Here is a 26,744-nt window from a genome sequence, read left to right on the forward strand (position 1 = left end):
GTGAGGGAGGGGCTAAAATGCATGAAGAATATAAAGAGATAATAAAAAAATCAATTGAATATATAGAGAATCACTTACATGAGGAGCTTACAACAGAAAGAGTGGCATCTCACAGTGCCGTATCGATGTACCATTTTCATCGCATCTTTCAAAGATATGTTGGGATGAGTGTAACGGATTATATTCGAAAGAGAAGGTTAACTCATGCTGCGCAAGTTTTAGTGTCAACGGAGAGAGCTGTTATTGATATTGCACTGCAATACGGTTTTTCCTCACAAGAGGCATTTACGAGAGCTTTTAAAAGAATGTTTCAATTGCCACCAAAGAAATATCGAAAGTACTTTCAGTCATTTTATATAGAAAGAGAGGGTGTTTCAATGCAAAAAGGTATACCGAAAGGATGGATCTTAAGTGGGAGTCATCCTGCTGAATATGAGATGGGTTTAGATTATGAAGTTGTCCATCAAGGAAAAGTATCTGCATACATAAAAGCAAAAGAGAATGTTACGCACGGAGGATTTTCAACATTAATGCAAATGTTCAGAGCGGATAAATATGTAGGGAAGAGATTACGTTTTACAGCATTTGTTAAGAGTGAAAATGTAAGAGATTGGGCAGGATTGTGGATGCGAGTAGATGGAAAAGATACAGAACCGCTCGCTATGGATAATATGCAAAATCGCCCCATTAAAAATACGAATAACTGGCAATCGTACTCGGTTGTATTAGATATAAAAGAAGAAGCACTTGGTATTGCATTTGGTGTTTTATTATCAGGAGAAGGTTGTGTGTGGCTAGATAGTATTCGATTTGATGAAGTAGATGAAAAAATTCCTTCAACAGATTTGGCAGAGAACTTTTATGAAACACTTTTAGAAGAGCCGGTGAATCTGCAATTTGAAGAAGTAGAAAAATAAAAAACAAGGAGAAAAGATATGCTCAAATATGTAAAACTAATAAGTATTAGTTTAGTAATATCGTCTTGTATTATGGGAATTAATTATTTAGTTAGCTATCTTTGGTCAGGGCATATACCTTCTTTGACGTGGAGAACATATTTGATGTTTGTGTTTATATTTATGATGAGTTTTGGTTCAATGCAAAAAGAAGGAAAAGAGGATTATTGACAATAGTCTTTTTCGCATTTCTTTCATTAACACAAATGGTTGTAACTGTGCCACATGAAATGCTTTCTAAAACATATCAAACAATCAGTGAATTATTTCCTGCAACATATGCAGCGAATGGCTATTATACAATAATATTTGGAGGAGTTAGTTTAGAGAGAAATATTATTTCATTATTAGTTATTGTATTGGTTACACAATCAGTAGCAGTGATGACTTTAGCTATAAAAGGAATGGTAAAGGGAAGAAGAAGCTCTGTAGTTAAAGAAGTATAAAATAAAAAGGTATCCTCGGTGGGATACCTTTTTATTAGCACTTATTATTTTGTAACTTCTGTCCACTTGTAGTTAAACTCACCACCGAAGTCAGTTGTTACAAGTCCTTTAATGAAAGAGCGTTGTAAGTAAGAACGGCCTTGTTGGTATAAAGGAGCGACAGCGCCGTCTTGTAATAGAATTTTTTCAGCTTGCTTCATTGCTTCAAAGCGTGCTTTTTCATCGCCAGCTAAATCTGTTTTCACTTTATGAATTAGCTCATCGTACTCTTTGTTAGAGTATTTATCGAAGTTATAAGCACTATCTGTTGTAAATAAATCTAAGAATGTAATTGGATCAGCGAAGTCAGGGCCCCAGCCGTCAATACCAATTTCATAGTCACCACTTAATAGTAGTTTTAGCTGTTGTTTACGTGGTTGTGGTTTTAAATTCACTGTTAATCCATCTAGGTTCTTTTCTAATTCACCTTTTAAATATTCACCAGTCTTTTTAGCTAAAGCATTGTCACTTGTTAATAGTTCGATTGTTACTTTGTCAGTACCAAGTTCTTGTTTTGCTTTTTTCCAGTTTTCTTTCGCTGTTTTCACATCATCCTTGACTAGATTTCCATTTTCTTTACGGAAGTCATTGCCTTCTGGGCTCTTTGCAAATTTCGCAGGAACCATTCCTTCAGCTGGAACAGCGCCGTTATTTAAGATTGTTTCTACGTAAGCTTTTTTATTCATTGCGCCGTTAATAGCAAGGCGTGCATGTTGATTTTTTAATGTTTCATTTTTCTGATTTAATCGTAAGAATTGAATGCCGACTTCAGCGCGTTCTTTGAAGTTTGGATCGCTCTTATATTTATCAACAAACTCTGCAGTTAAAGCAACACGATCAATTTGTCCTGAATCATATAAGTTCACTTCTGTAGACTTATCTTTAACGACATTGAAGTTGATTTCTTCTAATTTTACAGTTTTAGCATCCCAATAGTTAGGATTTTTCTTCAATTGGAAGCTTTGTTCATGTTTCCAGTTATCTAATGTGAAAGCACCGTTATAAATTAAATGATTTGTTTCTAAACCATATTTATCGCCTTGAGACTTTAAGTACTCTTCATTAATTGGTAAGAATGTTGAGAATGTAGTTAAGCTTAAGAAGTAGGGAACAGGACGGTCTAGTTGTACTTCTAAAGTTTTGTCATCGACAGCTTTAATACCTAATTGATCAACCGGTAATTGTTTTTGGTTTATTTGTTTCGCATTCTTTATATCGAAGAATAAGAATGCATATTCAGCTGCTGTATCAGGATTTACGGCACGTTGCCAAGCGAAGACGAAGTCCTTTGCTGTAACAGGAGTACCGTTTGACCATTTTGAATCATGGAGATGGAATGTATATTTTGTTTTATCGGGACTAATGTCAACCGACTCAGCGACACCAGGAACCGGTTTATTATCTTCTCCCATTGCATATAGCCCTTCAAAAACATTACGCATTACGTTCATGGATTCCCCATCCGTTGCTTTTGCAACATCCATTGTTGGAATTTCTGAAGCGAATGATAAGTTAATTGCCTGTTTATCAGGTGCTTTATCGTTTGCTTTCGCTCCGCTTGCATTATCTTTATTTCCCCCGCAAGCAGTTAGTAATAGACTTGCCCCTAAAACAGATGCAACAACAGGTACAACTTTTTTCTTCATTGTTCGTTCCTCCCTAAATGTGTTGTTCGTAACGTCATAATGTCCGTGTCTTGAAGTAGCTATAGAAGGAGATAAAACCTATTATAAATATTTGTTTATAGGTAATCAGGTGTTCTATATGTATATACATGTTGAACTATAATCTATCGTTATATGTTTCAACGTAGTAGACATTATATTTTGATGGTTAAATATTTTGTTTCTTTGATTATTTAGAATATTAACACTGAAAAGAACTATATGTCAATAATAAAAATAGATTGTTAATTTCTTAGAATAATATATTAAAAAAGCAGATTCTCATGTGTGAGAGAACCTATTTTTAATATATTTTGCTAAAAAAACAATTGGTGTAGGCTAATAATAAGTGGGGATGAAGAAACCCCCACTTATTAAAGTTTTACTTTATTTTTCAATTTTTGCCCACTTGAAGTTTAATTGACCTGCAAAGTCTACTTGCACAATTCCTTTCACATAAGAACGTTCTAAATAAGATTCGCCTTTTTGGTAAAGAGGAGCGATAACAGAGTCTTTAAATAATATTTTCTCGGATGCTAGTAATGCTTCCCAGCGAGCTTTTTCATCACCAGCTAAAGTTGTTTTCACTTTTGCTATTGTTTCATCGAATTCCTTATTAGAGTAATGATCTAAGTTATAAGGGTTATTCGTTGTAAATAGCTCAAGGAATGTAATTGGATCCGCAAAGTCAGGGCTCCAGCCATCAATTCCGATTTCGTAGTCACCTTTTAATAAAAGCGAAACTTGTTGCTTACGCGGCTGAGGTTTTATATTTACTGTTAATCCATCTAGATTCTTTTCTAGTTGTCCTTTTAAGAATTCACCAGTTTTCTTATCAAGGTCAGCATCACTCGTTAATAATTCTAATGTTATCTTTTCAGAACCAAGCTCTTGTTTAGCTTTTTTCCATAACTCTTGTGCAGATTTTGTATCAACTTTTGTTAAATCGCCGTTTGCAGTACGGAAGTCTTTTCCTTCAGGTCCTTTTGCAAAGTTTTTTGGAACGAGACCAAATGTTGGTGTAGAGCCATCATTTAATAACGTATTTACAAAGGATTTTCTATCAATTGTTTGATCAATTGCTTGGCGTGCAGAAACGTTTTGAAGTACTTTGTTTTGTTGATTCATACGTAAAAATTGTACGCCTACGTTTGGACGTTCTTTAAAGTTAGCATCCTTTTTATATTTATCGACGAAGTCAGATGTTAGTTTTATACGATCTAATTGTTTTGACTCGAATAAATTTACTTCTGTTGATTTTTCTTTTACGACATTAAAATTGATTTCTTCTAGTTTGACAGTATCTTTATCCCAATAGGTAGGGTTCTTCTTAAATTTAAAGCTTTGTTCGTGCTTCCAATCGCTTAGTGTAAAAGCTCCATTGTACAAGATTGTATTATCTTCTAAAGCGTACTTATCACCTTGTACTTTAAAGAATTCCTCATTAATTGGTAGAAATGTTGGGAAAGCTGTTAAGCTAATAAAATAAGGAACAGGACGCTCTAATTCTACCTCAAACGTATGGTCATCAACTGCTTTTACACCAAGTTGGTCGGCTGGAAGTTCTTTGTTGTTAATTTTTGTTGCGTTTTTAATATCAAAGAATAAAAATGCATATTCAGAGGCTGTTGCTGGATCTACGGCACGTTGCCAAGCGAACACAAAATCTTTAGCTGTAACAGGAGTGCCGTTTGACCATTTTGAATCTCGCAAATGGAATGTGTATTTCGTTTTATCGCCACTTACTTCATGAGATTTTGCAACACCAGGAACAGGTTTGTTACCTTCACCAAGATTATACAAACCTTCAAATACGTTTCTCATTACTTGACCAGAATCAGTATCTGTAGCACGAGCCGTATCCATTGTTCGTATTTCAGTAGGTGAAGATAAGTTTAAAACCTGTTTACTAGGTGCCTCGTCTTTTGCATTTGCTCCGCTTGCTTCGTTTTTATAACTACCGCAACCAGTTAATAAAATACTTACTCCTACAACTGATGCAATACCGGGTACAAACTTCTTTTTCATTTGATTTTCCTCCTAAATAATTAAGTTTGGATGATGATGAGGGAAATGAAAAATAAAAAATCCCTCTTTTCATATTGAGAAAGAGGGATTTTTACGTACAAGTTATGCACCCGTATATAAACGAAGTCCCTCATTCTATCTTTCAAGCATAAAGCTTGCAGGAAGTGGCACAGTATTCAAAATGAACCTGTTGCCGAGGTTTCAAAGGGCCAGTCCCTCCACCTCTCTTGATACAATGAGTAAACGAATAAATTTTATTAATTTTTGTGTTTCTTTGATAATTCAAAATCTTACACCTTGAATAATGAAGTGTCAACTAAATGAAATATAGTTTAAATTTTCAGTTTTCTTAAATAAAAAAACCACTGCATATGGCAGTGGTTTTTCTACTAGAAGTTAAAGTTATCTGGATCTGGACCAACGCGACGATCTTCATTTAAAGCTTGAATTGCTTTCATATCATCAGCACTTAATTCAAAGTCGAAGATGTTTGCATTTTCAATAATGCGATGTTCTTTAATTGATTTGGGAATTGTTACAACTTCGTTTTGTAAATCCCAACGTAAAATAATTTGCGCAGTTGATTTATTATATTTTGTCGCAATTTCTTGTAACGTTGGATTATCTAGTAGTTGTCCTTGCATTAATGGTGACCAAGCTTCAAGCTGGATATTATGTTCTTTACAGAATGCATGTAACTCTTCTTGTGCTAAACGTGGGTGGTATTCCACTTGGTTGACCATGGGCTTAATTTCAGCAATTTCAAATACGTCTTGTAAGTGGTGAATGTGGAAATTACTCACACCGATAGCGCGAACACGGCCATCTTTATAAAGTGTTTCTAATGCTTTCCATGATTCAGTATATTTCCCTTTTACAGGCCAATGTACTAAATATAAATCTAAATATTCTAGACCTAATTTCTCTAATGTAGTTTCAAATGCTTGAAGTGTTGTTTCATATCCTTGATCGCTATTCCATACTTTTGAGGTAATAAATAATTCTTCACGTGAAACACCGGATTCACGAATCGCTTGCCCAACGCCTTCTTCATTTTGATAGATTGCTGCAGTATCGATGCTGCGGTAGCCATTTTTAATTGCTGCTTTTACAGAATCAATTACTTCTGAACCATCTTCTACTTTAAAAACACCTAAACCAAACCAAGGCATTTTTACACCGTTATGTAATGTTGTATAGTCTTTTAAACTTGTTAAAATCATATTATTTCCCCCTAGCTTTTTTGTTTGTTGCTTCTAATGCTTTTTGAATTGCCTCTGAAAAATTATATTCGTATAAAGTTTTGAGACCCTCAGCTGTGGAACCACCTGGCGTTGTTACTTGTTCGCGAAGGTTAGCTGGATTTTGCGTTTGTTCAAGCATAGAAGCAGAGCCAGAAATCATTTGAATGACAAGATGTTTTGCGGTTTCTTCATCAACTCCATAACTTTTTGTTGCTTCAATTAAGCTTTCAGCAAAGTAATAAAGGAAGGCTGGTGCACTTCCAGTAACTGCAGTAAGCTGATGAACTTCTTCCTCAGTACAAAGTTGCGAAGTACCAATACCTTTTAAAAGTAGTTGCAGGGTTTCTTGATGTATCTCGTTTACTGATTGTCCCATTGTATATAAGGAGATAGACTTTCCAATTTCAGCAGCTGTATTAGGCATAATCCAAGCAACAGGCGTGCCTTTTGGGAGTCTAGCTTCTAAATAAGATGGTCCAATGCCAGCTGCTACTGTTACGACTAGTTGATTTGATATTAACGGAGATAGCTCAGCTAATAACTCTTCATGAGCCGAAGGTGGCATTGCTAAAACAACCGTATCAACAGATGTAACATTCTGTTTCCAATCTGTTGTAGTAGACACATTATATCGATGTTGTAACTGTTTTAGCTTTTCTATGTTGCTTCGGTTAGAGACGATAATTTCTTCGATGTACTCTTTGCTTGTTTTAAGTAATCCGGAAAATATAGCTTCTGCCATACGACCGGCACCAATAAATAAAATTCGATGTTTAGTTAGCATATCCTTTATTCCTTTCTAGTAGAGATATGTTATAAAAACGATATCATCTTTAAGAGAATTTTGTAAAAAGAAAAGACTTACCGTAGATGGAATGGATAATGAGAAGGAGGAAATTCATGGTAAAGGAAAGAGCTATTCCTTATACTGGTGATAGGGAATTTATTACACATCTGGGGAGAGATAAATATGGTTAGAAGTCCACTTTTTTTACTTGTTTCTAGTATTATTTGTGTATTAGTTGGATTGTATATTCAATCGAGTTATATTGAAATTTTCGCATCAATTATGGGAATCATTAATGTTTGGTTATTAGCGAGAGAAAAAGTATCCAACTTTTTATTTGGCATGATTACTGTTGCGGTATTTCTATACATTTTTATTACACAAGGTTTATATGCAATGGCAGTATTAGCCGCTTTTCAATTTATATTTAATGTATATGGTTGGTATTATTGGATTGCACGAAGTGGGGAGGGAGAGGTAAAAGCAACAGTTCGTTTAGATTTGAAAGGATGGACTTTTTATATAAGTTTTATTTTAGTTGCTTGGATTGGTTGGGGTTATTATCAAGTCCTTTATTTAGAGTCAACAAGTCCATATTTAGACGCTTTAAATGCCGTATTGGGACTAGTGGCTCAATTTATGTTAAGTCGAAAAATATTAGAAAACTGGCATTTATGGATTTTATATAACGTAGTTAGCATTGTAATTTATATTTCTACTGGTTTATACGTCATGCTAATATTAGCTATTATTAATCTCTTTATATGTGTAGCTGGTTTGCTAGAGTGGAAGAGCAATTATAAGGGGCAAGAACATACAAATAATTATATCTAGAAAATAATTAGAATTAAAAAACCCCTGAAGTACATATGCTTCAGGGGTTTACTAATAGAATATAAGATTATGCTTTTGTCATACCAAGTAATACAGCGCCGCCAATAATTAAAACACTACCGAGTGCAATAAAGATCAATTGACGTTTTGTTTTCTTTTCACCTAAGAATACAATCGCACCGAATGTTGAGATAACGATTCCAGTTTGAGATAATGGGAAGCTTGTTGCTACTCCAACACGTGGTAATGAAAGAAGTAAGAATAAGTTTCCAGTTCCCCATAGTAAACCAGACAAAGCATTACGGATTGCATATTTGTTAAATGGTTTATGTTTAGATGTCAGTACAACCGCCCCAACAAACATACCAACTGCTTGTGGTAAAATAGCAGACCAACCATCGATATTATACCAACGAATAATAATTACATATACAAGATAGCCGAAAGTAGAAACAATTAAAGTAAGAAGTCCTTTTTTCAATTGTCCAGGTGGCTGAGCATTTTCTTTATCATCTAATGATGTGAATACAACACCAACTACGATTAATAGGATTGCAATCGTTCCCAGAATGATCGTTGTAGTAGTAGTCCACTCACGGAAAGCGATAACCCCAAAGATAGAAGTTGCAACAAGTTGCATACCAGTAGAAATCGTTACAGTAGTTGAAACACCTAGTTTTTCAACTGTTTTTAATTGGTTTACTTGTCCTAAAGCCCAGAATAAACCTGAAATAAAACCAACAATTAAGATTGTCATTGTTAAAGCTGGTTGAGTAAATACATACATAATTGTTGCGAAGAATAGAGCACCGATTGTCATACCTACCGTTTGGCTATATGCACCACCGCCCATTTTTACGCTTACTAATAAGATGTTTCCCCATGCAATTGCAGGAAGAAGCGCTAATAAAATGTCCATTACAAGACTCCCTTCGGTTTGCTATACCAATATAGTTACATATCGTTCTAACGATCGGTAATGCCCCACTAATAGAGTAGAAGATTACCGATCGCTAAAACAGGATGAAGAATTCACGATATAAATGCGTTTTCATTTCTTCATTTTTTGAAACACCTCCATATAATAACAGGAAATTGCCTATTTTAGAAAGTGAATTCAAATAAAATGTATATTTTAATAAGAGGTAAAATTCAGTTATTTACCGGTGGTATATTTTATTTCCTAAGAAATAAAGAAGCAGCTTTGAAAAAAGCTGCTTTAAGAGTTAGTAATTCTTTTATTAATAAGTTGAATACATAGTAGAAATACGAGTGACATACCGATAGTAATAACTACAAGTGTCCATGCGAGTTGCATATTACTTGCATCAATAGCCATGTAAATTGCAGTTGGGATTGTCTGTGTTTTACCAGGAATGTTCCCGGCAAACATAAGTGTAGCACCAAACTCACCGAGCGCGCGGACAAAGCTCAAAATCATCCCGCTTAGTAAGGCAGGAAATGCGAGCGGAAGTGTAACGTGCAGAAAAACTTGATATTCACTTGCGCCAAGGTCACGAGCACTTTCTTCAATTTGTACATTTGCGATAGAAAATCCCGTTTTCGCTGATTGGTACATAAGCGGAAATGCAACAACTGTAGAAGCAATGATCGCAGCAGTAGATGTGAACATAATAGACTGCTGAAATAATGATTCAACCCACTTTCCGATCGGGCTGTTGTTTCCAAAGATGATAATGAGAAAGAAGCCGATAACAGTTGGTGGAAGTACCATTGGTAATAAAAATATGGTTTCTAATAGTACTTTATATCGCCATGAGGAGCGAGCTAGTGCTCGCCCGACAATCGTCCCTAAAATTGTAACGAGAATAGTGGCGCATGCAGCTACTCTTAAAGATAGAAAGACAGGCGATAAAATAGCATCAATGCTCATAGTAATTACGACAGGACTGTAAATCCATATTTCTTAAAGATAGATTGTGCATCTTTTGACTGCAAATACTCATAAAATGAAGTCGCCTCTTTCTTATGTTTAGATTCCTTTATAACACCTAAAGGATAGTGGATTGGCTCATGAGAAATAGCTGCTGCTGTCTCACCAATCTTTACTTTATCCGAAATGAGAGCATCTGTTTTGTATACGATACCAGCATCGACATTCCCTGTTTCTACATATGTTAACACTTGGCGAACATCTTTTGTAAATACGACTTTATTTTGAACATCATTCCAAAGGTTTTCGTGTGTTAGAGAAGCCTTTGCATATTTGCCAGCAGGTACAGATTCAGGTGTACCAAGTGCAATTTTTTTGATTTTCTCATCTTTTAAATCTTGAAATTTTGTAAGAGAACTATCTTTAGGGATGACTAGAACTAGTTCATTTCCAAGAAGATTTTTCCCTTCTTTTTCATTAATGAATCCTTTTTTTACAAGGGTTTGGAATTTATCTTCTGCTGCTGAGAAGAATAAATCAGCAGGTGCACCTTGTTCAATTTGTTGTTGAAGTGCTCCAGAAGCACCGAAGTTAAAAGAAAGTTTGATATTTGGCTCTTTTTCTTTATATTGTTTTTCGATTTCTTTTAATGCATCTTGTAAGCTTGCAGCAGCTGAGATAGTTAGTTCAACTGTTTTATCCTCTTTAGCAGCTGACTTTGTATGCTTTTCCCCATTTGTACAAGCAGCGCTAAATATAAGAAGGAAAGAAAGTATAAGTGCCCCGATGGAACGTAATATAAATTTATTCATAAAAAAATCCCCTTTCATTTTGATACACCTAATTATAACTAAATATAACTAATTATAACTAGTTATAATTGAATATAATTTGAACATATGTCTATTTTTAAAAAATAGGAGAAATATTCTTTTCTTTGTTACAATGAAAGGAGAAAGTGAGGAATCGTCTATGGATCATCATTCCTACACAACGGAAGAAGTAGCAAAGCGATTAAAAGTATCAAAATTAACTGTATACGACTTAATTAAAAAAGGAGAACTTCCTTCTTATAGAGTTGGTAGACAGATGCGCATTGATGCAGCAGATTTAGATCAATATATAAAGCAAATGAAAACAGGGAAAGTACAAGTTAATCCTGTAAAAAACGATGGTAGTAGTATCTTGAACACGTGTATTATTAGTGGTCAAGAACTAACGTTAGATATGTTAGCTAAACGTATAGAAAATCGTTTGCCAAGTTCTAATGTTTTAAGAGCGTATCAAGGTAGCTTAACGAGTTTAGTGAAAATGTATCAAGGAGAAGGAAGTATCGTTAGTTTGCATTTGTTTGATGGTGAAACGGGTACATATAATATTCCTTACGTAAAACGTATTTTAGTAGGACAGCCATGTCTTATGATTAATTTATTGTCCAGAAATGTAGGGTTTTATGTTCAAAAAGGAAATCCGAAGAAAATAAAGACATGGGCTGACATATCCGGGTCCACTATAAAGTTTGTGAATCGAGAAAAGGGTTCTGGTATTAGAGTGTTAGTGGATGAACAATTACGAATCCGAAAATTAAATAAAGCTGATATTAGTGGATATGAATGGGAAGAATCGAATCATCTTGGTGTTGCCACGCAAGTTGCAAATGGAAAAGCTGATGTAGGAGTAGGTTCAGAAAAGTTTTCGCAAATTGTAAATGTGGACTTTATTCCAATCATGAAAGAACAGTATGATTTAGTAATTTTGAAGAATAAAGAAAATGAAGAGCTGATTGAAGTTGTGAAAGACATTCTGCAATCGGAAGAATTTCATAATGAATTAAATGCGATTGGCGGATATGATATTACGAGAACAGGTCAAATTGTATATGAAATAAAGTGAAACTTTAATCAGTGTGGGGGTTCTTCATCCCCCACTGATTATTAGCCTTCACCAATCGGACTTTTATGGGCAGCCCGACCCCCACCTAACTTCTTTGCTTTCGCTGAATTTTGAGGTGGGGGTCTTACTGCCCATTAAAGCGGGACAAACTAAAAAGCTGCTTGTCTATAAGACGAGCAGCTTTTTCTATATATAAAGGGGTTTGGGGAAACAAAGTGTTAAATAAGACCTTGAGCAAGTGTATAAATGAAAGCCGTAAGAAGAGTAGCTCCACTTGCAAGTCCGATAAAGTCTGATTTGTTGAAAGTAATGTTGTTCATTATAATCTCTCCTTATTTGTTTAATGTAGTTGCAACAGCTTTTGCATCGACAAGTGCGGATAGCACCATGCCCATTGTATTTAAAAATTTATTTGATTTCATATTGTTCATCATGCGTATCCGCTCCTTTTCGAATAGTTGTTGCCCTGCTTATGTCTTAATTATAGGGAATATGGATACTTCCAACTATCGAATTAGCTTACGAAAGACTTACACTTTTGTAAGAAAAAAAGACATTCATGTAAGAATGTCTTTCACAGCATATTGATATGATGATGGTCTTCAATTGTTTTTAAAAAACTACGCATTGAATTCGTCATATAGCTATCTTTACGGCGTATGAAAACCGTTGAAATACTGCCGTATTTTTCAGGGATTGCATGACAATGTACCTTACCTGCTTTAGAAAGATGATGGACAGCAGACTGTGGTACGAGTGTAATTCCGAGACCGAGTGCAACACTGTTTAATATTGTCTCTAATATATTGAATTCCATAATTCTTTTTGGTAGCAAACCTTCGTCTTTAAGCCAACGTTCTAGTTTGGAGCGGTATCCACATCCTTGGTTAAAAACGAGTAGAGGCGTTGTTGTAAATTCTTCTATATGAAAGGCTTTATTTTGTGTTATAAGCATTAATTTCTCTGTACTAACATCGTATTGTTCGATTAGTGGATGTTTAATAGGACCTGATATAAAGGCGCCATCTAATTGATGATTAAGTACTTCTCTAATTAATTCTTCTGTTAGACCCGCTTGTAATGATAAATCGACATTCGGATAGCTTTTATAGTAAGAAGATAAAATGGTAGGCAGTGTACTTACTGTTTCGACTGTACCGATTTTTAATATACCAGAAGGTGTTTCGCTATCTAAAAATACTTGTTTTAGTTCGTCGACATCTTGCAAAATTTTACTAACATAAACGAGCATTTTTCTTCCTTCAGCTGTTAAAGTCATTCCTCGTTTATGGCGGTAAAAGAGTGGGGTTTTTAATTCGTTTTCTAGTTGTTTAATACGTGCAGTTACATTTGATTGTACATAATTTAATTCCTTTGCTGCGCTACTTACACTACCTTGGTCGGCAACGCTTTTAAAGATTTGTAAGTCTCGTAATTCCATTTTGTAATCCCCCTTGATGTTAACTATCATTATAAATGATAGTTAACATCATTTTGAATCATTTTACGTGATATATTTTTTCTTTTACAATTCTCTTTGTGCAAATAGAAAGAAACGGGGGATTGTGGTGAGAAGAGGTCAAATGATAATAGGGGCTTTAGCGTGTTTAATTGCGAGTATGTCATGGGGAGCGATGTTTCCAGTTGCTGATCATGCGCTAGAATACATAGATCCATTTTATTTTTCGCTTATTCGCTATGGAGCAGTGGCGATAATGCTGATTGTATTGTTGTTAATGAAAGAAGGAAAACAGGCATTTCGTTTAGAGGGAAGAGGAAAGTTACTCGTCTTTTTTGGAACGATGGCATTTACAGTATATAATGTCCTCATATTTTTAGGGCAAATGTTAATGGGTAAGTCGGGTGTAATGGTAGCTTCCATTATGGAAGCACTTATGCCGATGATTTCTATTTGTATTTTATGGGGATATAAGCATATAAAACCGAAGAAGTATATGGTAACGAGTATGGTTATAGCTTTTGTAGGAGCTGTATTTGTTATTACAAAAGGTGACATGAGTTTCTTTGTAACATTGAAAGATAATATGTTCCCATTAGCATTTATATTTATTGGTGTAGTAGGCTGGGTTATTTATACGATGGGTGGTCAAACTTGTAGTGATTGGTCAACATTACGTTATTCTACGTTGACGTGTGTATTCGGTACGACTGTTACAGCGATTATAACGGTAATTATTACGTCGCTTGGATATATTTCAGTTCCGAGTATGGGAACGATTTCTATTGTGAAATATGATTTGTTATTTATGATGACATTGCCAGGTATTGTAGCGCTACTTGCTTGGAACTATGGTGTGAAAATTTTATCATCCATTAATGGGATTTTATTTATTAATTTTGTACCAATTACGACTTTAGCTATTATGATGATGCAAGGGTATCAAATCACAATGTTTGATATTATAGGGACTGTACTTGTTATTGCAGCGCTTATTCGCAATAACGTTTGTCAGAGAAAAGAAGAAAATATAAATAAGAGAGTTTTACAAGAAGAACAATTACGTCAAGCTGTTTAATAGGCAAATGGAGGATTTCACATGTTAGAAAGTTTATTGTTTTTCTTCGCCGTCGGAGTTGCCTGTGAGCTTGCAGCAATTAATCGAAATGGTCGTAAAAAGATAAAACAACAAGCTGAGCTGATACAGCTTTTAAAAGAATTGAAAGAAAGAAAAAATTAAAAAGACGACCGGGCATAGACGGTCGTCTTTTTCTATATAAAGGGGAAAGGGGACACAAGGTTATACAAGCATAGCAGCGTAAATAAAAGCAGTAAGAAGAAGAGAGCCGCTAGCTAATCCTAAAAAGTCTAATTTGTTAAAAGTGATGTTATTCATAATGAGTTCTCCTTACTTGTTTAATGTAGAAGCAACAGATTTTGCGTCGAAAAGAGCTGATAATATCATGCCCATTGTATGTAAGAAATTGTTCATTCTCATATTGTTCATCATATCAATCGACTCCTTTTCGAATAGTTGTTGCCCTATTTCTGACTTAATTGTATGAAATATAGTGAGAAGTAACTATCGAATTAGCTTACAAGAAAATTACACTTTTGTAAGAATTGAAATTTAACAATTCATACTTAATTTTATTACCAACTCCTAAAACTTAGTGTTATAATCGTTATAAGAATATGATTATACTTCGGATGTTTAGAAAGGAACGAAACCAATGTATAAACCAATTACATTTTTGTTGAAATATATATTTAAAACAGCTGGGAAAGTAGAAGTGCAAGGAAGAGAAAAGTTACCGGAAGGTGGTCCGTATGTTGTTGCGTGTACACATACAAGTTTTATGGATGTATTAATGTTAGCTACAGGGATGTACCCAACTCAAATTCATTACATGGCAAAAAAAGAATTATTTGAAGGGAAATTCAAAAATTGGTTCTTTAAAAATGTAAATGCATTCCCTGTAGATCGTGCGAATCCGGGACCAAGTACACTTAAAATTCCATCACGTTTATTAAAAGAAGGAAAGGTAGTAGGAATTTTTCCGAGTGGAACGAGATCAGCAGAAGATGTTTCATTAAAAGCGGGTGCTGTGACAATTGCGATGCGTTCTAATGTACCTTTAGTGCCGGCAGCTTATGTTGGTCCATCAAGTGTAAAAGAATTAATAAGGGGGAAAAAGGCACAATTAATTTTTGGAGATCCGATTCAAATTGAGGCTGGAGAACAAATAGATCGAAAAACCGCTATGAAAATGATGACGGATCAATTAAATGAGAAGTTTGAGGAGTTAAAAGAAGCTTTGCAATCAAATCAAAAATAAGAAAAGACGACCGGGCATAGACGGTCGTCTTTTCTATTACTATTTATAATAAAGGGGAAAGGGGACACAAAGTTATACAAGCGTAGCGGCGTAAATAAAAGCAGTAAGAAGAAGAGAGCCACTAGCTAGTCCTAAAAAATCTAATTTGTTAAAAGTGATGTTATTCATAATATATTCTCCTTACTTGTTTAATGTAGAAGCAACAGCTTTTGCGTCGATAAGAGCGGAAAATACCATGCCCATTGTATGTAAGAAATTGTTCGTTTTCATTTTGTTCATCATATTAATCCGCTCCTTTTCGAATAGTTGTTACCTTGTTTCTGACTTAATTGTATGAAATGTTGCGGAAAGTCACTATCGAATTAGCTTACAGAAAAATTACACTTTTGTAAGAGAAACGAATGAAGGTGTAATGATAAGAAGATTTGACATATGTTCATGGGATTCATTAAGTTAAAGATAGAGGTGAGTGTATGGCTAATATTAAAGATATCGCAAAGATGGCGGGAGTTTCAGTTACGACTGTTTCGAGAGTGTTGAATGATCACCCATATGTAAGTGAAGAAAAAAGAAAAGCGGTTATAGAGATAGTTGAGAAATTGAATTACTCGCAAAACGCAAATGCTGTTCATTTATCAAAAGGAAAGACGAATATTGTTGGTGTGATTTTACCCTATATTAATCATCCGTGTTTTGATGCGATGGTGAGCGGAATGATGGAGAGTGCGTTAACTCATAATTACAGAGTGTTACTTTGCCAAACGAATTATAATAAAAAAGAAGAAATGAAAAGTTTACATATGTTAAAAACAAAACAATTGGATGGTCTTATTATTTGTTCACGTGCAAATGATTGGGAAACGATAGAACCGTATGCTTCTTACGGCACAATAATTGCTTGTGAAGATAATGATATTTCAAACATCTCAAGTGTATATACGAATCATTCAGCGGCCTTTCAATTAGGAATGGATTATTTGATTGAGAAAGGTTATAAAAAAATTGGTTATTGTACGGGAAGAAAATTAGGGCCGAGTAGTCAAAAGCGTTTTGATGTCTATAAACAGCAATTACAATCTATAGACGAAGAGGTTAATGAAGAATGGATTTTTACAGAATGTTTTACACTAGAAGATGGTGTAAAAGTGGCTCATAAGTTAAAAGAGATGCAGGATCTTCCTGAAGCATTAATAGTAGCAGGCGATGAAGTTGCGATTGGGGTTATGACAGAGGTTGAAAAATTAGGGATTCAAGTTCCTGAGGATTTAGCGATTATTGGCTTTGATAATCAACCTATCTCGCAAGTGTTACAATTGACAACTATTGATCAAAATTTAAAGGAGATAGGGAAAACTGCTTTTGAAATGTTGCATAGAAAAGTGAATGAAGAGAGTTCTGAACAAGAAAAGCTGGAAATTCCATACGAACTTGTGGAACGCTCTACAGTTTAATTTTAATCCGTTATGTGTATAATCGCATAACGGATTATTTTTTTGAAATACCTTTGACAAGAAACGCGTTTCATACTTTATAAAGGAGTTAAACCGGTTTGTAACAATCCATGGATTCTTTTCAAGAATAGTATTTGGAGGGATATGCATGAATGAACTTTTATTAAGTGTGAACAAGTATATAGAGGATAACGAAAAAATGTTAGCCTTTGTAGTAGGGATCTTTGAGAAGGATAATTTCATGTTATGTTACCAACATGGAATTTTTGTTGCCACTACTAGACGTCTCCTTTTTTACGGGAAATTTCCGTACTATCCTTCAACATTTAAAGAGTACCCATATTTGCATATAGATAGCATAGATTTTCATTCGTACTTTGAGTTTACTTATAATCATGAAACGGTTAGAGCTAAGCATATTCAGAAAGGGAATGTGGAGCGATTTGTCCATGTAGTTAGAGCAAATATGAATAATTAATCAACCCTCTGTTTAAACATAATATTTCAATTTTTAAGAGGGAAAATGCGGAATAAAAACCACTTCTAAACCTCTAGGAGATAGTGATACAATGTCAAATGGGGGGAGGGTATGAACTATGGTTAATCAACGTATAAAGGAAATAACACTAATTACAATTGGTTCATTATTATTCGCAATTGGTATTAATTACTTTGCAATTCCAAACCGTTTATCGGAAGGTGGAATTATTGGTTTAACGGTTGTTACGTACTACTTATTTGATTGGTCACCAGGGATTGTGAATTTTGCTATAAATGCAATTTTACTAGCTATTGGTTATAAATTTTTTGATAAGAAAACAATGATTTATACAATTTTAGGGATTGTAGAAACATCTTTGTTTTTATACGTTACAGAACATATTGAGTATCATGTAAATAGTGATACATTATTAGCAGCTTTATTTGCTGGTTTATTTGTGGGTATTGGATTAGGCTGTATGTTCAAAGCCGGAGGTACATCGGGAGGATCAGCAATCTTAGCTCAGTTAGCAAATCAATATTTAGGTTGGAGTGTAGGTAAAGGTGTACTAATTATTGATATTGTTGTAATTGCTGGTTCTGTATTTATAATAGGGCAAGAAAAGGCAATGTATACACTTGTAGCTGTGTTCATTGGAGCGAAGGTGATTGATTTCATTGTAGAAGGAATGGACACAAAAACGGCTGTTACGATTATTTCGAATCAACCAGACTTAATTCGTGAAGCTATTACGAAAAATATGACACGCGGTGTTACTGTATTAGAAGGGCGCGGCGGATATACTGGTAAAAATAAAGAAGTTTTATATGTTGTTATTAATAAACAAGAGCTTGTTAAGTTAAAACAAGTTATTAGTCGGGTAGATGAAGATTCTTTCGTTGTTATACATGATGTACGTGATGTACTTGGCGGTGGCTTTAAAGCAAGCTAAAAGGTGAACGAGCAAATTCGTTCACCTTTTTTAATTCTTACAAAAATGTAAGTGTAATGTAATGAGATTCAATAGTAGATTTTATTCCCCCTTTTTAAAATGGATGTATATATATCCTGCAGAGGAGGAATGTTTATTATGAAGAAAAAAATGATCACTACTATAATAGCGATGATAGTGATAGTAGTAATGTTACTGCCTACGAAACTTGGACCGGTTATCGATAAATATAATCCATTTTATAAGACGAAAGAATACTATACGGTTGTGAATACAATTGGTCAGCATATTGGTGATGAGTGGTATGAATATGAATTTATTGCATTCGATGAACGTGGTAGAGAGCAGAAAATAAAGAAAACGGTTAAGCATATGTTAAAGAGAGATGAAGCATTAAAGGTTTTTGCAAAAGGACGTTACGGTGAATCGATTGAAGAGATTGAGGTTGCAAATATTCCTATAAATGCGAAGAGCAAACTTTTAACGATGAGATAGTAAAATATACCCCCAGCTATTTTTTGTCGAAAATAAAAATACTGGGTAAGGGTATTTTTAAGATTAACAAAAAAGCCTTAGTCCATATAGACTAAGGCTTTTTTATTATATAAAGGGGAAGGGGGTACATTGTAGTAGCATGGGTGAAAGGTATAAGAAGAGTAGCTACTAGCAATGTAATTTGGTTATGTGAGTGTTCTTCTTATTTGGCTTACTTCCTGACTTTATTGTACGAAATATAAGTAAGGGGAACTATCGAATTACATTACACATAACTTACAAACATGTAAGCCTTCTGTAATGTAATTCGATAGTTAAAAGATAGTAATTTTCATATAGTGTAACTAGAAAGTCTCAATGTATTACTTTCTGTTTGTAATGAAGAATGAAAAACCAACTAATTTTTAATAATCCTCATCTGAATAAAGATGGGGATCCTTTTTTAAACCTTACAACATTGTAAGGTTTACGTAAGTTAATTCGATAGTAAATTTGTCATATTTTTTGCATAATAGATACAGATAGAAAAATAATTAGGGATCTAGTAAGAAGGGAGAAGAATGGGATGCGTAAAGAAGAAGTAGTGAAGTTACCAATTAAAGATTTCTGTAGCTACTTTACTGTTGCCGTAGTGTGTATTGGATTATTTGATATCATAACAAACTTAATTGTTAAATAATATAGATGCTAAAACAAGAAAGGAAGTCCTTTCTTGTTTTTTTTATGGGGGCATAAAGATGAAATGGATTGATAGTCATATACATGTTGATCAATATAAGGATGAAGAGAAGAGCAGATTACTGAAAGAGGTGGAAAATAGTAATGAAATAAAGGGGCTTATTGCAGTATCTATGAATTATCAATCTTGTAAGGAAACGTTATCTTTAGCGAAGAAGTATCCCTTTATATATCCAGCGATAGGGTTTCATCCAGAGCAACAGATTCATAAAGAAGAGTGTGACCAGATTTATCAACTTATTGAACAGAACGCAGAGGAAATTGTTGCGATTGGTGAAGTAGGTTTGCCCTATTATTTGAGGAAAGAAGATAAAAGAATTGCTGTAGATCCATACATAGCTGTATTGAAAAAATTTATAGAACTAGCTAGTAAGTATAATTTGCCGATTATATTACACGCAGTTTATGAAGATGCTGACACTGTATGTGATTTGCTAGAGAAATATAAAGTTTCACGTGCACATTTCCATTGGTTTAAAGGAAGTGATGAAACAATGAAACGGATGATGAAGAATGGTTATTATATTTCGATTACACCGGATGTTTTACATAAGGAGAAGATTAGAAAAATTGTTTCGTATTATCCGCTTGAATATATGATGGTAGAAACAGATGGACCGTGGGAATTTCAAGAGGGTGTTATAACGCATCCAAGAATGATTCGAGAGGTATTAAAGGAAATTAGTTCTATAAAAAACATATCCATTGATAAGGTCGCAAAAACAATATATGGAAATACAAGTCGATTTTATTTGAAAGGATAGGAGAATTATAATTTTCATAATGTAACGGAAAAAGTAAAAGTTGAATTTATTTAATAAAATGCCACGGTTTGATATATGAAAAAAACCACCGAGCGTTCCGCTCGGTGGTTTTGTATTAGGATTCTAATTTTTTCGCACGTTTTAATAATAAAAGAAAGACAATGATAACGAACCCCAGTATAAGGAAGAAGCCATATTGCTTTATATAATCAATTATGTCATTCGCACTGGTTGGTTTTTCAACGTGAATGCCGTCTTTATTCGTCGTAATATGAATATCTTTCATTTTTACTTCATTCTTTTCCTTTTGTAAATCAATCCATTCTATATTTGGAATACTTTCTAGATCCTTTAATACTTCTTTTAATGGTTTCACACCTAAGTAAGGATGATAGAATGCACCAATAACTCCATCTGATAATTTAGAAACAGATAGAGCACGTTCTTTCATTTTAGCAATAGTTTGTGGCGTATCTTCTTCAATAAATCCGACTGTTTCAGGCAATAGTTTCATTCCATGTAAAAATGACGGAGTACTTGTATAATATGGTGAGTGCATGGATTTCCAAGTTGTATCATTTAACTGTAGTTGTCCTACATAAGTTGAAAAGTACCTTGATAATATTTCATATCCTTTTTGAGACATCGTGTAATGAGGTGCTTCAAAGGCAACAGGATATAGTTTAGCATCTACAAGTTCTTGAATTCCTTTTTCGATATGATCTTTCGTATATTTTTCCTCGAATTCTTCTCCTTTTTTTACATATTGGTTATATGCCTCTATATTTGGAAAGTCATCTTTTGTCTTCGGTTTTTCATGCTTCGGTTGGCGAATTGGTTGATCTGTTTTTACATCCCAAAATTCAAAGCCCTCACCTGTTTCACTGTCATAAAATTGGTGAGTATAACCATGCATAATAATTGCTGCACCATCATCTTGCATAGAGCGTAAAAGATCAACTAGTTCTGGTCTATCTTTTAAATGTATTATCTTTCCTGTATCTGGATCTTTATATACCGGAATAACAGTAATCATGTAAGGCATCTTTTTCTCTTTTAGTAATTCAGCAATTTCTTTCAATTGATTTATATCTGCTGCTGGGTGAACATCCTCAAGGCGTAAATAAGCTTCAACTTTATTTTTCGTTGGTTTTTGGCCGAAATAAGAAAATAACATTTCACCGACGTAATGAGACATCCAGTCAAAGAGGTTAGGTGTTGCAACATAATAAGATGTTTCATGCTGAACAATTAGTGGATTAGTGTTATTTGAGCTTAAGGCGTTAGCAAGCACAGTTCCATTCGTATCAAATGATTGAATTAATCGTTCCTCTTCTAAGGTATTTTTTAGCTTCTTGTCTGGATATTCAATTTTATTAACTCGTATATCATCACTCTTCAAAGTAATGAAAGAAAAACGCTTAGATAATTGTTCAACATTTTGTCCTAATACTAATATAGGGCCGGAGAAGTTTTCTAGAAATTGTTTCGTTTCATCAGAAAACGCTTCTTTTGTTTCACCGATATAAACAATATGTGTATAGGAGGATACGTTATTAATTGAAGTTGCTTCTTTTAAGTTTTTTACGGTTATATCATTTGTAAAATATCCTAATTGAGTATTAAGGATTTGGACATTATTTGAAACTTTATCGTCTTGTGTACTATACAAAACAAGTACTTTTGGTTTTGATGATGTTTGTGCAGAGGTGTAGGTAGGGATGAGTAGTAAAATGCTGAACAAGAGTGTTAGGCATTTTTTCATTTTGTACGCTCCTATTCTATATATAGAGTTCAGTTTACAATTATATACAATAAATGCGTTATAGTCTATGAAAGTTACATTTTTGCCCGTATTTACCAGCTGTTTTTTCACAAAATCGGTCTAAAGCATGATGATAATATGTATAGTTATTTGCTATGATAAAAGAGTAATAGAATGTAGGTAATTGTAAAGGGAAGGCTGAAAGGGGACAAATTTCAGCGGAGAAAGAGGTAGAGGTAGTGAAGAAATTCTTTGTAGGATTTTTAGTTGTTCTTGGAGTATATTTATATTTCCAAGGAAAGTCTGAAGGAATGGATAAGCTAGTGAATGGAACAAGCTATGTTGATTCAGAAGAAGCAAAACAGATGAAACAAATCATTATAGAGGAAGCGAAGAAAGTAAATCTTCCAGAATGGATACCTCTTGCAATTGCCGAGCATGAAAGTCGATTAAATCCAAGAAGTGTTGGAGATAATGGAACTTCATTCGGATTGTTTCAACTACACCGCGGCGGCGGGCTTGCACCAGAACATTTAACTGATGATGAGCTGAAAGATCCACGTACAAATGCGCAAATTGCAATGCCGCATTTAATGAAAGGATATAAGCGTGGGGTGCAAAAAGGTTTGACTGATTTTGCATTACTGAAATATATAGCGAATACATCTGGATGGCCAGGGAATTTAGGGCCAGAGTGGACGGATAATAACATGAAGTATAACATCGGATTAGAAGATGTGTACTATCGAAATAAAGGTGTAATAAAAGAGTAGGTTTTCTATACCTACTCTGTTTTTTTATGAATAATTTCATCCTTTTCTTTCGTGAAATACTGCGTGAGTTGTATTTTCACCTCTTCTAGTTTTGTAGAAACTTGCGGTATTTTATATCCTACATACAATGGTGAAACGACAAATCTAGGTACAACTTTACAAATAATTTTTCCATTTAAGTAATAGAAGAATAAGTTATAACTACTGCATCCTTTATGGAAATCTGTCAGTATGTAACGTACAGTTTGCTGAATGTAATTTGCCATTTTATCTATATATGAAATATTATCAATGATTATATTGAATTCAGTGAAGCCAATAATGGGACGCTCTGAAATATTAAGCTCAATGCATTCATTTTTTTGAACAATTAACCCTTGGAAATTTTCTTCTTCAATATTTTCAAGATAATCTACATATTTCATTCCGATAATTTGCATGTGTGCATGATGCAAACTTCCACCTGAAAATGGACCGTGATTTTTATATAAAATCACAGATGCGAACTCTTCGTTCTTCTGTAAGTGTAACCAATGTTGAATAGAAAATTGCAGTAATTTTCTCATATGTTCTTTTGTATATGTTGCGATATGATCTTCGCAATTATCGGTTTCGATTAACACTGTTTGAAATGTATCTTGTAATGTAGGAAATTTATTTTTTAACCAAATAATAGAACCATCAGTTGCTAAAATATCCGTTAATTGTTCTTTATCGCAAAATGGACATGCAGCGCTTCTATTCCGAATACTTTCTGGTTTTTGTTTACCGATATCGTTTAAAAAATATAGTTGTTGTGTATCCATTTGTATATATGCCCCTTTAAAATATGTGTAAAAATCCCGCTTAATACATTCGGGAAAAGGAGAAGGAAATCCTCTAAAGGAATAGGGGAAAAATAAAAGACAAGATATCCTCATTACGATAGGGTACCTTGTCTTTTATTTTTTCTCTAATAGCGTGTATGGATAATATAGAACATTTTCATTATTTTTCTTTTTTCTCTTTTTTATTGTGTATAAGGTAATTGCTGTGCTTGCAATTATAATAATGGCTTTCTTCATATTCATATACCCCTTTTTATTGTTGGTTTAATTCTTGGCTAACTGCTTTTGCATCGACTAAAGCGTGTAAAATCATTTTCACCATGTTCATCATATTTCTTCACTCCTTTTTATAGTTCATTTAGTTCTTTTACAACTGCTTGTCCGTTCACTAATACCTCAAAGATTGCTTTTACGATTTCTTTTATCATGTTTGTTTCCTCCTTTTGTTTGTCTCGCTTGTTTACATCTTTATTGTATAGGGAGGCATCTTTTCGTACTATCGCTTTCCATTACGTGAACATAACAGTTTTGTAAGATTTGATGTCACTTATTGAAATGTTTAGTCTATCTTCATTATTTTCAGAAAAATGACTATTCAAACATGAAATTGGAAAGTATAATAAAGAAGTAAGTATTAAATTCCGTACGAAAGGGGTGAATGAGATGAAACGTTCTTTAGCTGCGCGTGCCAAATTTTTAGATTTTATCTATTTTTGTCGTGCGATTTTTCATGATGTAGTTGTTAACGGGATACGTATGCCCTTTTTTAACAATTGCATAGTGACTATTGAACGATAGAAATCTCTTCACCCATTTTTAATAAACGTGTGAAAAGGGAGCTATTTGGCTTCCTTTTTCTATGCCGAAAACCATGGGGAATGTTTCTTTCTCATGGTTTTTTATATTGAAAGGAGTACGGAAAATGACTATTTGTAGTGTAAATAATGTAACGAAATCTTTTGGTGGAAACATCATATTTGAAAATATATCGCTTGAAATAAAGAATGGTGAACGTGTTGGGTTAGTTGGTCGTAACGGTAGTGGGAAGACAACAATCTTTGGGCTTCTGACGGGAATGGAGAGTTTGGATGCAGGAGCCATCCATATGAAGAAAGGTACACGTATTGGTCATGTCGCACAAATTCCGAAGTTTGATGAGTTCATGACTGTATATGATGTATTGAGTTCCGCTTTTAAAGTAGAAAAGGAATTAGAAAAAGAAATGCATGCTCTAGAAAAAAATATGGCGGAGGAGCAGGAACAATCTTCTTTGCAAAAGCTAATGGAGAGGTACGGAATAATTCAAGAAAAATTTGCATTTCTCGGTGGTTATGAAATAGAGGCAAATATAATGAAGGTAGCAAATGGCTTACAAGTAACAGACTTATTTCCAAGAGTATTTACGGAATTAAGTGGAGGAGAACAGACGAAAGTAAGCCTTGCATATATGCTATTGCAGAAACCAGATTTACTTCTATTAGATGAACCAACAAATCATTTAGATTTGTTTGCAGTTGAATGGTTAGAGAAATTTTTAAAAGAATATAATGGAACAGTTATGGTTATTTCACACGATCGCTATTTCCTTGATGAAGTTGTAACGAAAATTTTTGATCTGGAAGATGGAGAGATTCACGTGTACCATACGAATTATTCTCAGTTCGTTGAGGAGAAGGAAGAAAGATTACTTCAAGAGTTTCAAGCTTATCAAGAGCAGCAAAAGAAAATAAAGAAAATGAAAGAAGCAATTAAGCGCCTACGTGAATGGGCAAATCAAGCGAATCCTCCGAATGAAGGATTGCATAAAAGAGCGAGGAATATGGAACGTGCGTTAGAGCGTATAGAGAAATTAAAGAGGCCGATTTTAGAAAGAAAACAGATGGGTCTTCAGTTTGAAGGGCAAGAGAGAAGCGGAAAAGATGTTGTTGTAATGAAAGAAGTGAGTAAAGGTTTTGCTGGCCAATCTTTATTTGAACAAGCGAATTTACATGTTCGTTTTCAAGAGCGTGCTGCTATCGTTGGTCGTAATGGTACAGGAAAGACTACATTATTAAAACTACTATTAGAAGAAATAAATCCAGACGTTGGTGAAATTCGAATTGGTAGTAGTGTCAAAATTGGTTATTTATCACAACATGCATATGAAAATATGAAGAGTAATGTATTGGAAGCATTCAGAGAGAATGTGGCTGTAACAGAGGGAGAAGCAAGACATATATTAGCTAAGTTTTTGTTTTATGGCCCAGCAGTATTTAAGAAAGTAACGCAACTTAGTGGTGGAGAAAAAATGAGATTAAGACTTGCGCAACTTATGTATCAAGACATCAATTTTCTAATTTTAGATGAGCCGACAAACCATCTTGATATTGAATCAAGGGAAGTTTTAGAGGAAGCCCTTGAGCAATATAACGGGACGATTTTAGCTGTTTCACACGATCGATATTTTTTAAATAAGTTATTTGAAAAGACGTACTGGATTGATAGATGCAAATTATTTGAGTTTGCAGGAAACTATGCATGGGCTCGTCAAAAGTGGGAAGAAAAGCTTGAGGAGGAAGTAATAAAGCATAAGCACCATGGAAGAAAAAGTGTTGAAGCAATCTCTATAAAAAAGAAAGATTCTAGAAGTTTTGCGGAGATTGAAAACGAGTTAATGCATATAGAAGAAGATATATATGCATTAGAAAGTGAAATGGAATATGTAGCTGATGTTGAAAGACTTGAAAAATTATATGAGGAAAAAACGAAGAAAGAGTTGTTACGAGCAGATTTATATAATGAATTAGAGAATATGGTGGAGTAATGAGTAGAAAGCCACTTCCTTTTAGTTTTGCTGGAGGAAGTGGCTTTTTTCATAATGATATTTTGCTTTAAAGGTTAAATGAAGCGATGTGTTTCACGTGAAACAGTAACTT

General features: G+C 34.2%; 30 protein-coding genes and 1 riboswitch. Of the genes, 16 read left to right on the top strand and 14 right to left on the bottom strand.

The genetic code is table 11. The features are described 5' to 3' along the window. Nucleotides 1-17 precede the first annotated feature (17 nt). From ACTFP3_RS27835 to ACTFP3_RS27845, 3 genes are read left to right on the top strand one after another with little or no spacing between them, the layout of a single operon-like run. The gene (locus ACTFP3_RS27835; RefSeq protein ID WP_016124192.1) at nt 18-917 is read left to right on the top strand and encodes a helix-turn-helix transcriptional regulator; all 900 of its coding nucleotides are present in this window, start codon (nt 18-20) and stop codon (nt 915-917) included. Nucleotides 918-935: 18 nt separating this feature from the next. After that, nucleotides 936-1,127 (top strand): hypothetical protein, encoded by a 192-nt coding sequence (locus tag ACTFP3_RS27840; RefSeq protein WP_000922547.1) that lies wholly within the window; start codon nt 936-938, stop codon nt 1,125-1,127. Then, nucleotides 1,124-1,402, top strand: coding sequence for a hypothetical protein (locus ACTFP3_RS27845; protein ID WP_000156944.1), 279 nt, complete (start codon nt 1,124-1,126; stop codon nt 1,400-1,402). The genes ACTFP3_RS27840 and ACTFP3_RS27845 overlap by 4 nt, the downstream gene beginning before the upstream one ends. A 44-nt stretch (nt 1,403-1,446) precedes the next feature. Here ACTFP3_RS27845 and ACTFP3_RS27850 read toward each other — a convergent pair whose 3' ends face one another. The 4 genes from ACTFP3_RS27850 to proC all read right to left on the bottom strand — a co-directional run bounded on the left by ACTFP3_RS27850 (nt 1,447) and on the right by proC (nt 7,161). Next, the gene (locus tag ACTFP3_RS27850) at nt 1,447-3,087 is read right to left on the bottom strand and encodes a peptide ABC transporter substrate-binding protein (RefSeq protein WP_326036155.1); all 1,641 of its coding nucleotides are present in this window, start codon (nt 3,085-3,087) and stop codon (nt 1,447-1,449) included. 405 nt (nt 3,088-3,492) lie between these two features. Beyond that, nucleotides 3,493-5,133 (bottom strand): peptide ABC transporter substrate-binding protein, encoded by a 1,641-nt coding sequence (locus ACTFP3_RS27855; RefSeq protein WP_000726482.1) that lies wholly within the window; start codon nt 5,131-5,133, stop codon nt 3,493-3,495. A 132-nt stretch (nt 5,134-5,265) separates the two neighbouring features. Then, nucleotides 5,266-5,370: riboswitch (SAM riboswitch) on the bottom strand. A gap of 152 nt (nt 5,371-5,522) precedes the next feature. After that, nucleotides 5,523-6,356 carry an aldo/keto reductase gene (locus ACTFP3_RS27860; RefSeq protein ID WP_000604203.1) on the bottom strand — a complete coding sequence of 278 codons (834 nt, stop codon included), beginning with the start codon at nt 6,354-6,356 and terminating at the stop codon, nt 5,523-5,525. 1 nt (nt 6,357) lies between these two features. Continuing rightward, complete coding sequence (gene proC / locus ACTFP3_RS27865) at nt 6,358-7,161, bottom strand: pyrroline-5-carboxylate reductase (RefSeq protein WP_440011901.1); 804 nt, start codon at nt 7,159-7,161, stop codon at nt 6,358-6,360. A gap of 186 nt (nt 7,162-7,347) precedes the next feature. On the opposite strand from proC, the gene pnuC reads away from it, so the two are divergent. Continuing rightward, nucleotides 7,348-7,998, top strand: a complete 651-nt coding sequence (gene pnuC / locus ACTFP3_RS27870) for a nicotinamide riboside transporter PnuC (RefSeq protein WP_440011903.1) — start codon at nt 7,348-7,350, stop codon at nt 7,996-7,998. A gap of 67 nt (nt 7,999-8,065) precedes the next feature. On the opposite strand, the gene ACTFP3_RS27875 is transcribed toward pnuC, so the two are convergent. The 3 genes from ACTFP3_RS27875 to modA form a co-directional block, all read right to left on the bottom strand. Continuing rightward, the gene (locus ACTFP3_RS27875) at nt 8,066-8,917 is read right to left on the bottom strand and encodes a GRP family sugar transporter (RefSeq protein ID WP_000353544.1); all 852 of its coding nucleotides are present in this window, start codon (nt 8,915-8,917) and stop codon (nt 8,066-8,068) included. Between the two features lie 300 nt (nt 8,918-9,217). Next, nucleotides 9,218-9,892 (bottom strand): molybdate ABC transporter permease subunit, encoded by a 675-nt coding sequence (gene modB / locus ACTFP3_RS27880; protein ID WP_000020526.1) that lies wholly within the window; start codon nt 9,890-9,892, stop codon nt 9,218-9,220. Between the two features lie 5 nt (nt 9,893-9,897). Beyond that, a complete protein-coding gene (gene modA / locus ACTFP3_RS27885) occupies nt 9,898-10,704 on the bottom strand; it encodes a molybdate ABC transporter substrate-binding protein (protein WP_440011905.1) in 807 nt (268 codons plus the stop codon). Between the two features lie 160 nt (nt 10,705-10,864). Here modA and ACTFP3_RS27890 point away from each other — a divergent pair, with 160 nt between their 5' ends. Then, nucleotides 10,865-11,785 (top strand): substrate-binding domain-containing protein, encoded by a 921-nt coding sequence (locus ACTFP3_RS27890; protein WP_440011923.1) that lies wholly within the window; start codon nt 10,865-10,867, stop codon nt 11,783-11,785. Between the two features lie 218 nt (nt 11,786-12,003). Here the strand turns inward: ACTFP3_RS27890 and ACTFP3_RS27895 are convergent, their stop codons facing one another. Then, nucleotides 12,004-12,105 carry a DUF3948 family protein gene (locus tag ACTFP3_RS27895; protein WP_001060017.1) on the bottom strand — a complete coding sequence of 34 codons (102 nt, stop codon included), beginning with the start codon at nt 12,103-12,105 and terminating at the stop codon, nt 12,004-12,006. 254 nt (nt 12,106-12,359) lie between these two features. After that, nucleotides 12,360-13,226 (bottom strand): LysR family transcriptional regulator, encoded by an 867-nt coding sequence (locus tag ACTFP3_RS27900; RefSeq protein WP_326036159.1) that lies wholly within the window; start codon nt 13,224-13,226, stop codon nt 12,360-12,362. Between the two features lie 127 nt (nt 13,227-13,353). On the opposite strand from ACTFP3_RS27900, the gene ACTFP3_RS27905 reads away from it, so the two are divergent. Then, entirely contained in the window at nt 13,354-14,322 is a 969-nt protein-coding gene (locus ACTFP3_RS27905) for a DMT family transporter (RefSeq protein ID WP_440011907.1), read from the top strand. A gap of 21 nt (nt 14,323-14,343) precedes the next feature. After that, nucleotides 14,344-14,484 (top strand): YrzO family protein, encoded by a 141-nt coding sequence (locus ACTFP3_RS27910; RefSeq protein ID WP_000894065.1) that lies wholly within the window; start codon nt 14,344-14,346, stop codon nt 14,482-14,484. A 60-nt stretch (nt 14,485-14,544) separates the two neighbouring features. On the opposite strand, the gene ACTFP3_RS27915 is transcribed toward ACTFP3_RS27910, so the two are convergent. Then, entirely contained in the window at nt 14,545-14,640 is a 96-nt protein-coding gene (locus tag ACTFP3_RS27915; protein ID WP_064774791.1) for a DUF3948 family protein, read from the bottom strand. A 337-nt stretch (nt 14,641-14,977) separates the two neighbouring features. Between ACTFP3_RS27915 and ACTFP3_RS27920 the strand changes: the two genes are divergently transcribed. Continuing rightward, complete coding sequence (locus ACTFP3_RS27920; protein ID WP_000277783.1) at nt 14,978-15,583, top strand: lysophospholipid acyltransferase family protein; 606 nt, start codon at nt 14,978-14,980, stop codon at nt 15,581-15,583. A 72-nt stretch (nt 15,584-15,655) separates the two neighbouring features. On the opposite strand, the gene ACTFP3_RS27925 is transcribed toward ACTFP3_RS27920, so the two are convergent. Beyond that, nucleotides 15,656-15,751, bottom strand: coding sequence for a DUF3948 family protein (locus tag ACTFP3_RS27925; RefSeq protein WP_001060007.1), 96 nt, complete (start codon nt 15,749-15,751; stop codon nt 15,656-15,658). A 305-nt stretch (nt 15,752-16,056) separates the two neighbouring features. Between ACTFP3_RS27925 and ACTFP3_RS27930 the strand changes: the two genes are divergently transcribed. From ACTFP3_RS27930 to ACTFP3_RS27950, 5 genes are all read left to right on the top strand, one after another. Next, complete coding sequence (locus ACTFP3_RS27930; protein WP_326036161.1) at nt 16,057-17,034, top strand: LacI family DNA-binding transcriptional regulator; 978 nt, start codon at nt 16,057-16,059, stop codon at nt 17,032-17,034. A gap of 148 nt (nt 17,035-17,182) precedes the next feature. Further along, nucleotides 17,183-17,512 (top strand): PH domain-containing protein, encoded by a 330-nt coding sequence (locus tag ACTFP3_RS27935; RefSeq protein WP_001004230.1) that lies wholly within the window; start codon nt 17,183-17,185, stop codon nt 17,510-17,512. 118 nt (nt 17,513-17,630) lie between these two features. Then, complete coding sequence (locus ACTFP3_RS27940; protein ID WP_000248038.1) at nt 17,631-18,467, top strand: YitT family protein; 837 nt, start codon at nt 17,631-17,633, stop codon at nt 18,465-18,467. A 138-nt stretch (nt 18,468-18,605) separates the two neighbouring features. Beyond that, nucleotides 18,606-18,962 carry a YxeA family protein gene (locus ACTFP3_RS27945; protein ID WP_000728422.1) on the top strand — a complete coding sequence of 119 codons (357 nt, stop codon included), beginning with the start codon at nt 18,606-18,608 and terminating at the stop codon, nt 18,960-18,962. Nucleotides 18,963-19,699: 737 nt separating this feature from the next. Further along, a complete protein-coding gene (locus ACTFP3_RS27950) occupies nt 19,700-20,464 on the top strand; it encodes a TatD family hydrolase (RefSeq protein ID WP_440011910.1) in 765 nt (254 codons plus the stop codon). A gap of 115 nt (nt 20,465-20,579) precedes the next feature. On the opposite strand, the gene ACTFP3_RS27955 is transcribed toward ACTFP3_RS27950, so the two are convergent. After that, entirely contained in the window at nt 20,580-22,229 is a 1,650-nt protein-coding gene (locus ACTFP3_RS27955; RefSeq protein ID WP_440011911.1) for a DUF2334 domain-containing protein, read from the bottom strand. Nucleotides 22,230-22,468: 239 nt separating this feature from the next. Between ACTFP3_RS27955 and ACTFP3_RS27960 the strand changes: the two genes are divergently transcribed. Beyond that, nucleotides 22,469-23,002 (top strand): transglycosylase SLT domain-containing protein, encoded by a 534-nt coding sequence (locus ACTFP3_RS27960; RefSeq protein WP_000713249.1) that lies wholly within the window; start codon nt 22,469-22,471, stop codon nt 23,000-23,002. Nucleotides 23,003-23,013: 11 nt separating this feature from the next. Here ACTFP3_RS27960 and ACTFP3_RS27965 read toward each other — a convergent pair whose 3' ends face one another. Then, nucleotides 23,014-23,808, bottom strand: a complete 795-nt coding sequence (locus tag ACTFP3_RS27965; RefSeq protein ID WP_440011912.1) for a DUF4931 domain-containing protein — start codon at nt 23,806-23,808, stop codon at nt 23,014-23,016. A 135-nt stretch (nt 23,809-23,943) separates the two neighbouring features. After that, nucleotides 23,944-24,072, bottom strand: a complete 129-nt coding sequence (locus ACTFP3_RS27970; protein ID WP_002023099.1) for a hypothetical protein — start codon at nt 24,070-24,072, stop codon at nt 23,944-23,946. 420 nt (nt 24,073-24,492) lie between these two features. On the opposite strand from ACTFP3_RS27970, the gene ACTFP3_RS27975 reads away from it, so the two are divergent. Together ACTFP3_RS27975 and abc-f are read left to right on the top strand one after the other, a co-directional pair. Further along, the gene (locus ACTFP3_RS27975) at nt 24,493-24,627 is read left to right on the top strand and encodes an RAxF-45 family protein (protein WP_000830643.1); all 135 of its coding nucleotides are present in this window, start codon (nt 24,493-24,495) and stop codon (nt 24,625-24,627) included. Nucleotides 24,628-24,751: 124 nt separating this feature from the next. Further along, a complete protein-coding gene (abc-f, locus tag ACTFP3_RS27980; RefSeq protein WP_440011913.1) occupies nt 24,752-26,632 on the top strand; it encodes a ribosomal protection-like ABC-F family protein in 1,881 nt (626 codons plus the stop codon). Nucleotides 26,633-26,744 lie beyond the last annotated feature (112 nt).

Origin of the sequence: Bacillus cereus group sp. MYBK5-2, assembly GCF_051915685.1 — a bacterium.
Taxonomy (GTDB): Bacteria; Bacillota; Bacilli; order Bacillales; family Bacillaceae_G; genus Bacillus_A; species Bacillus_A cereus.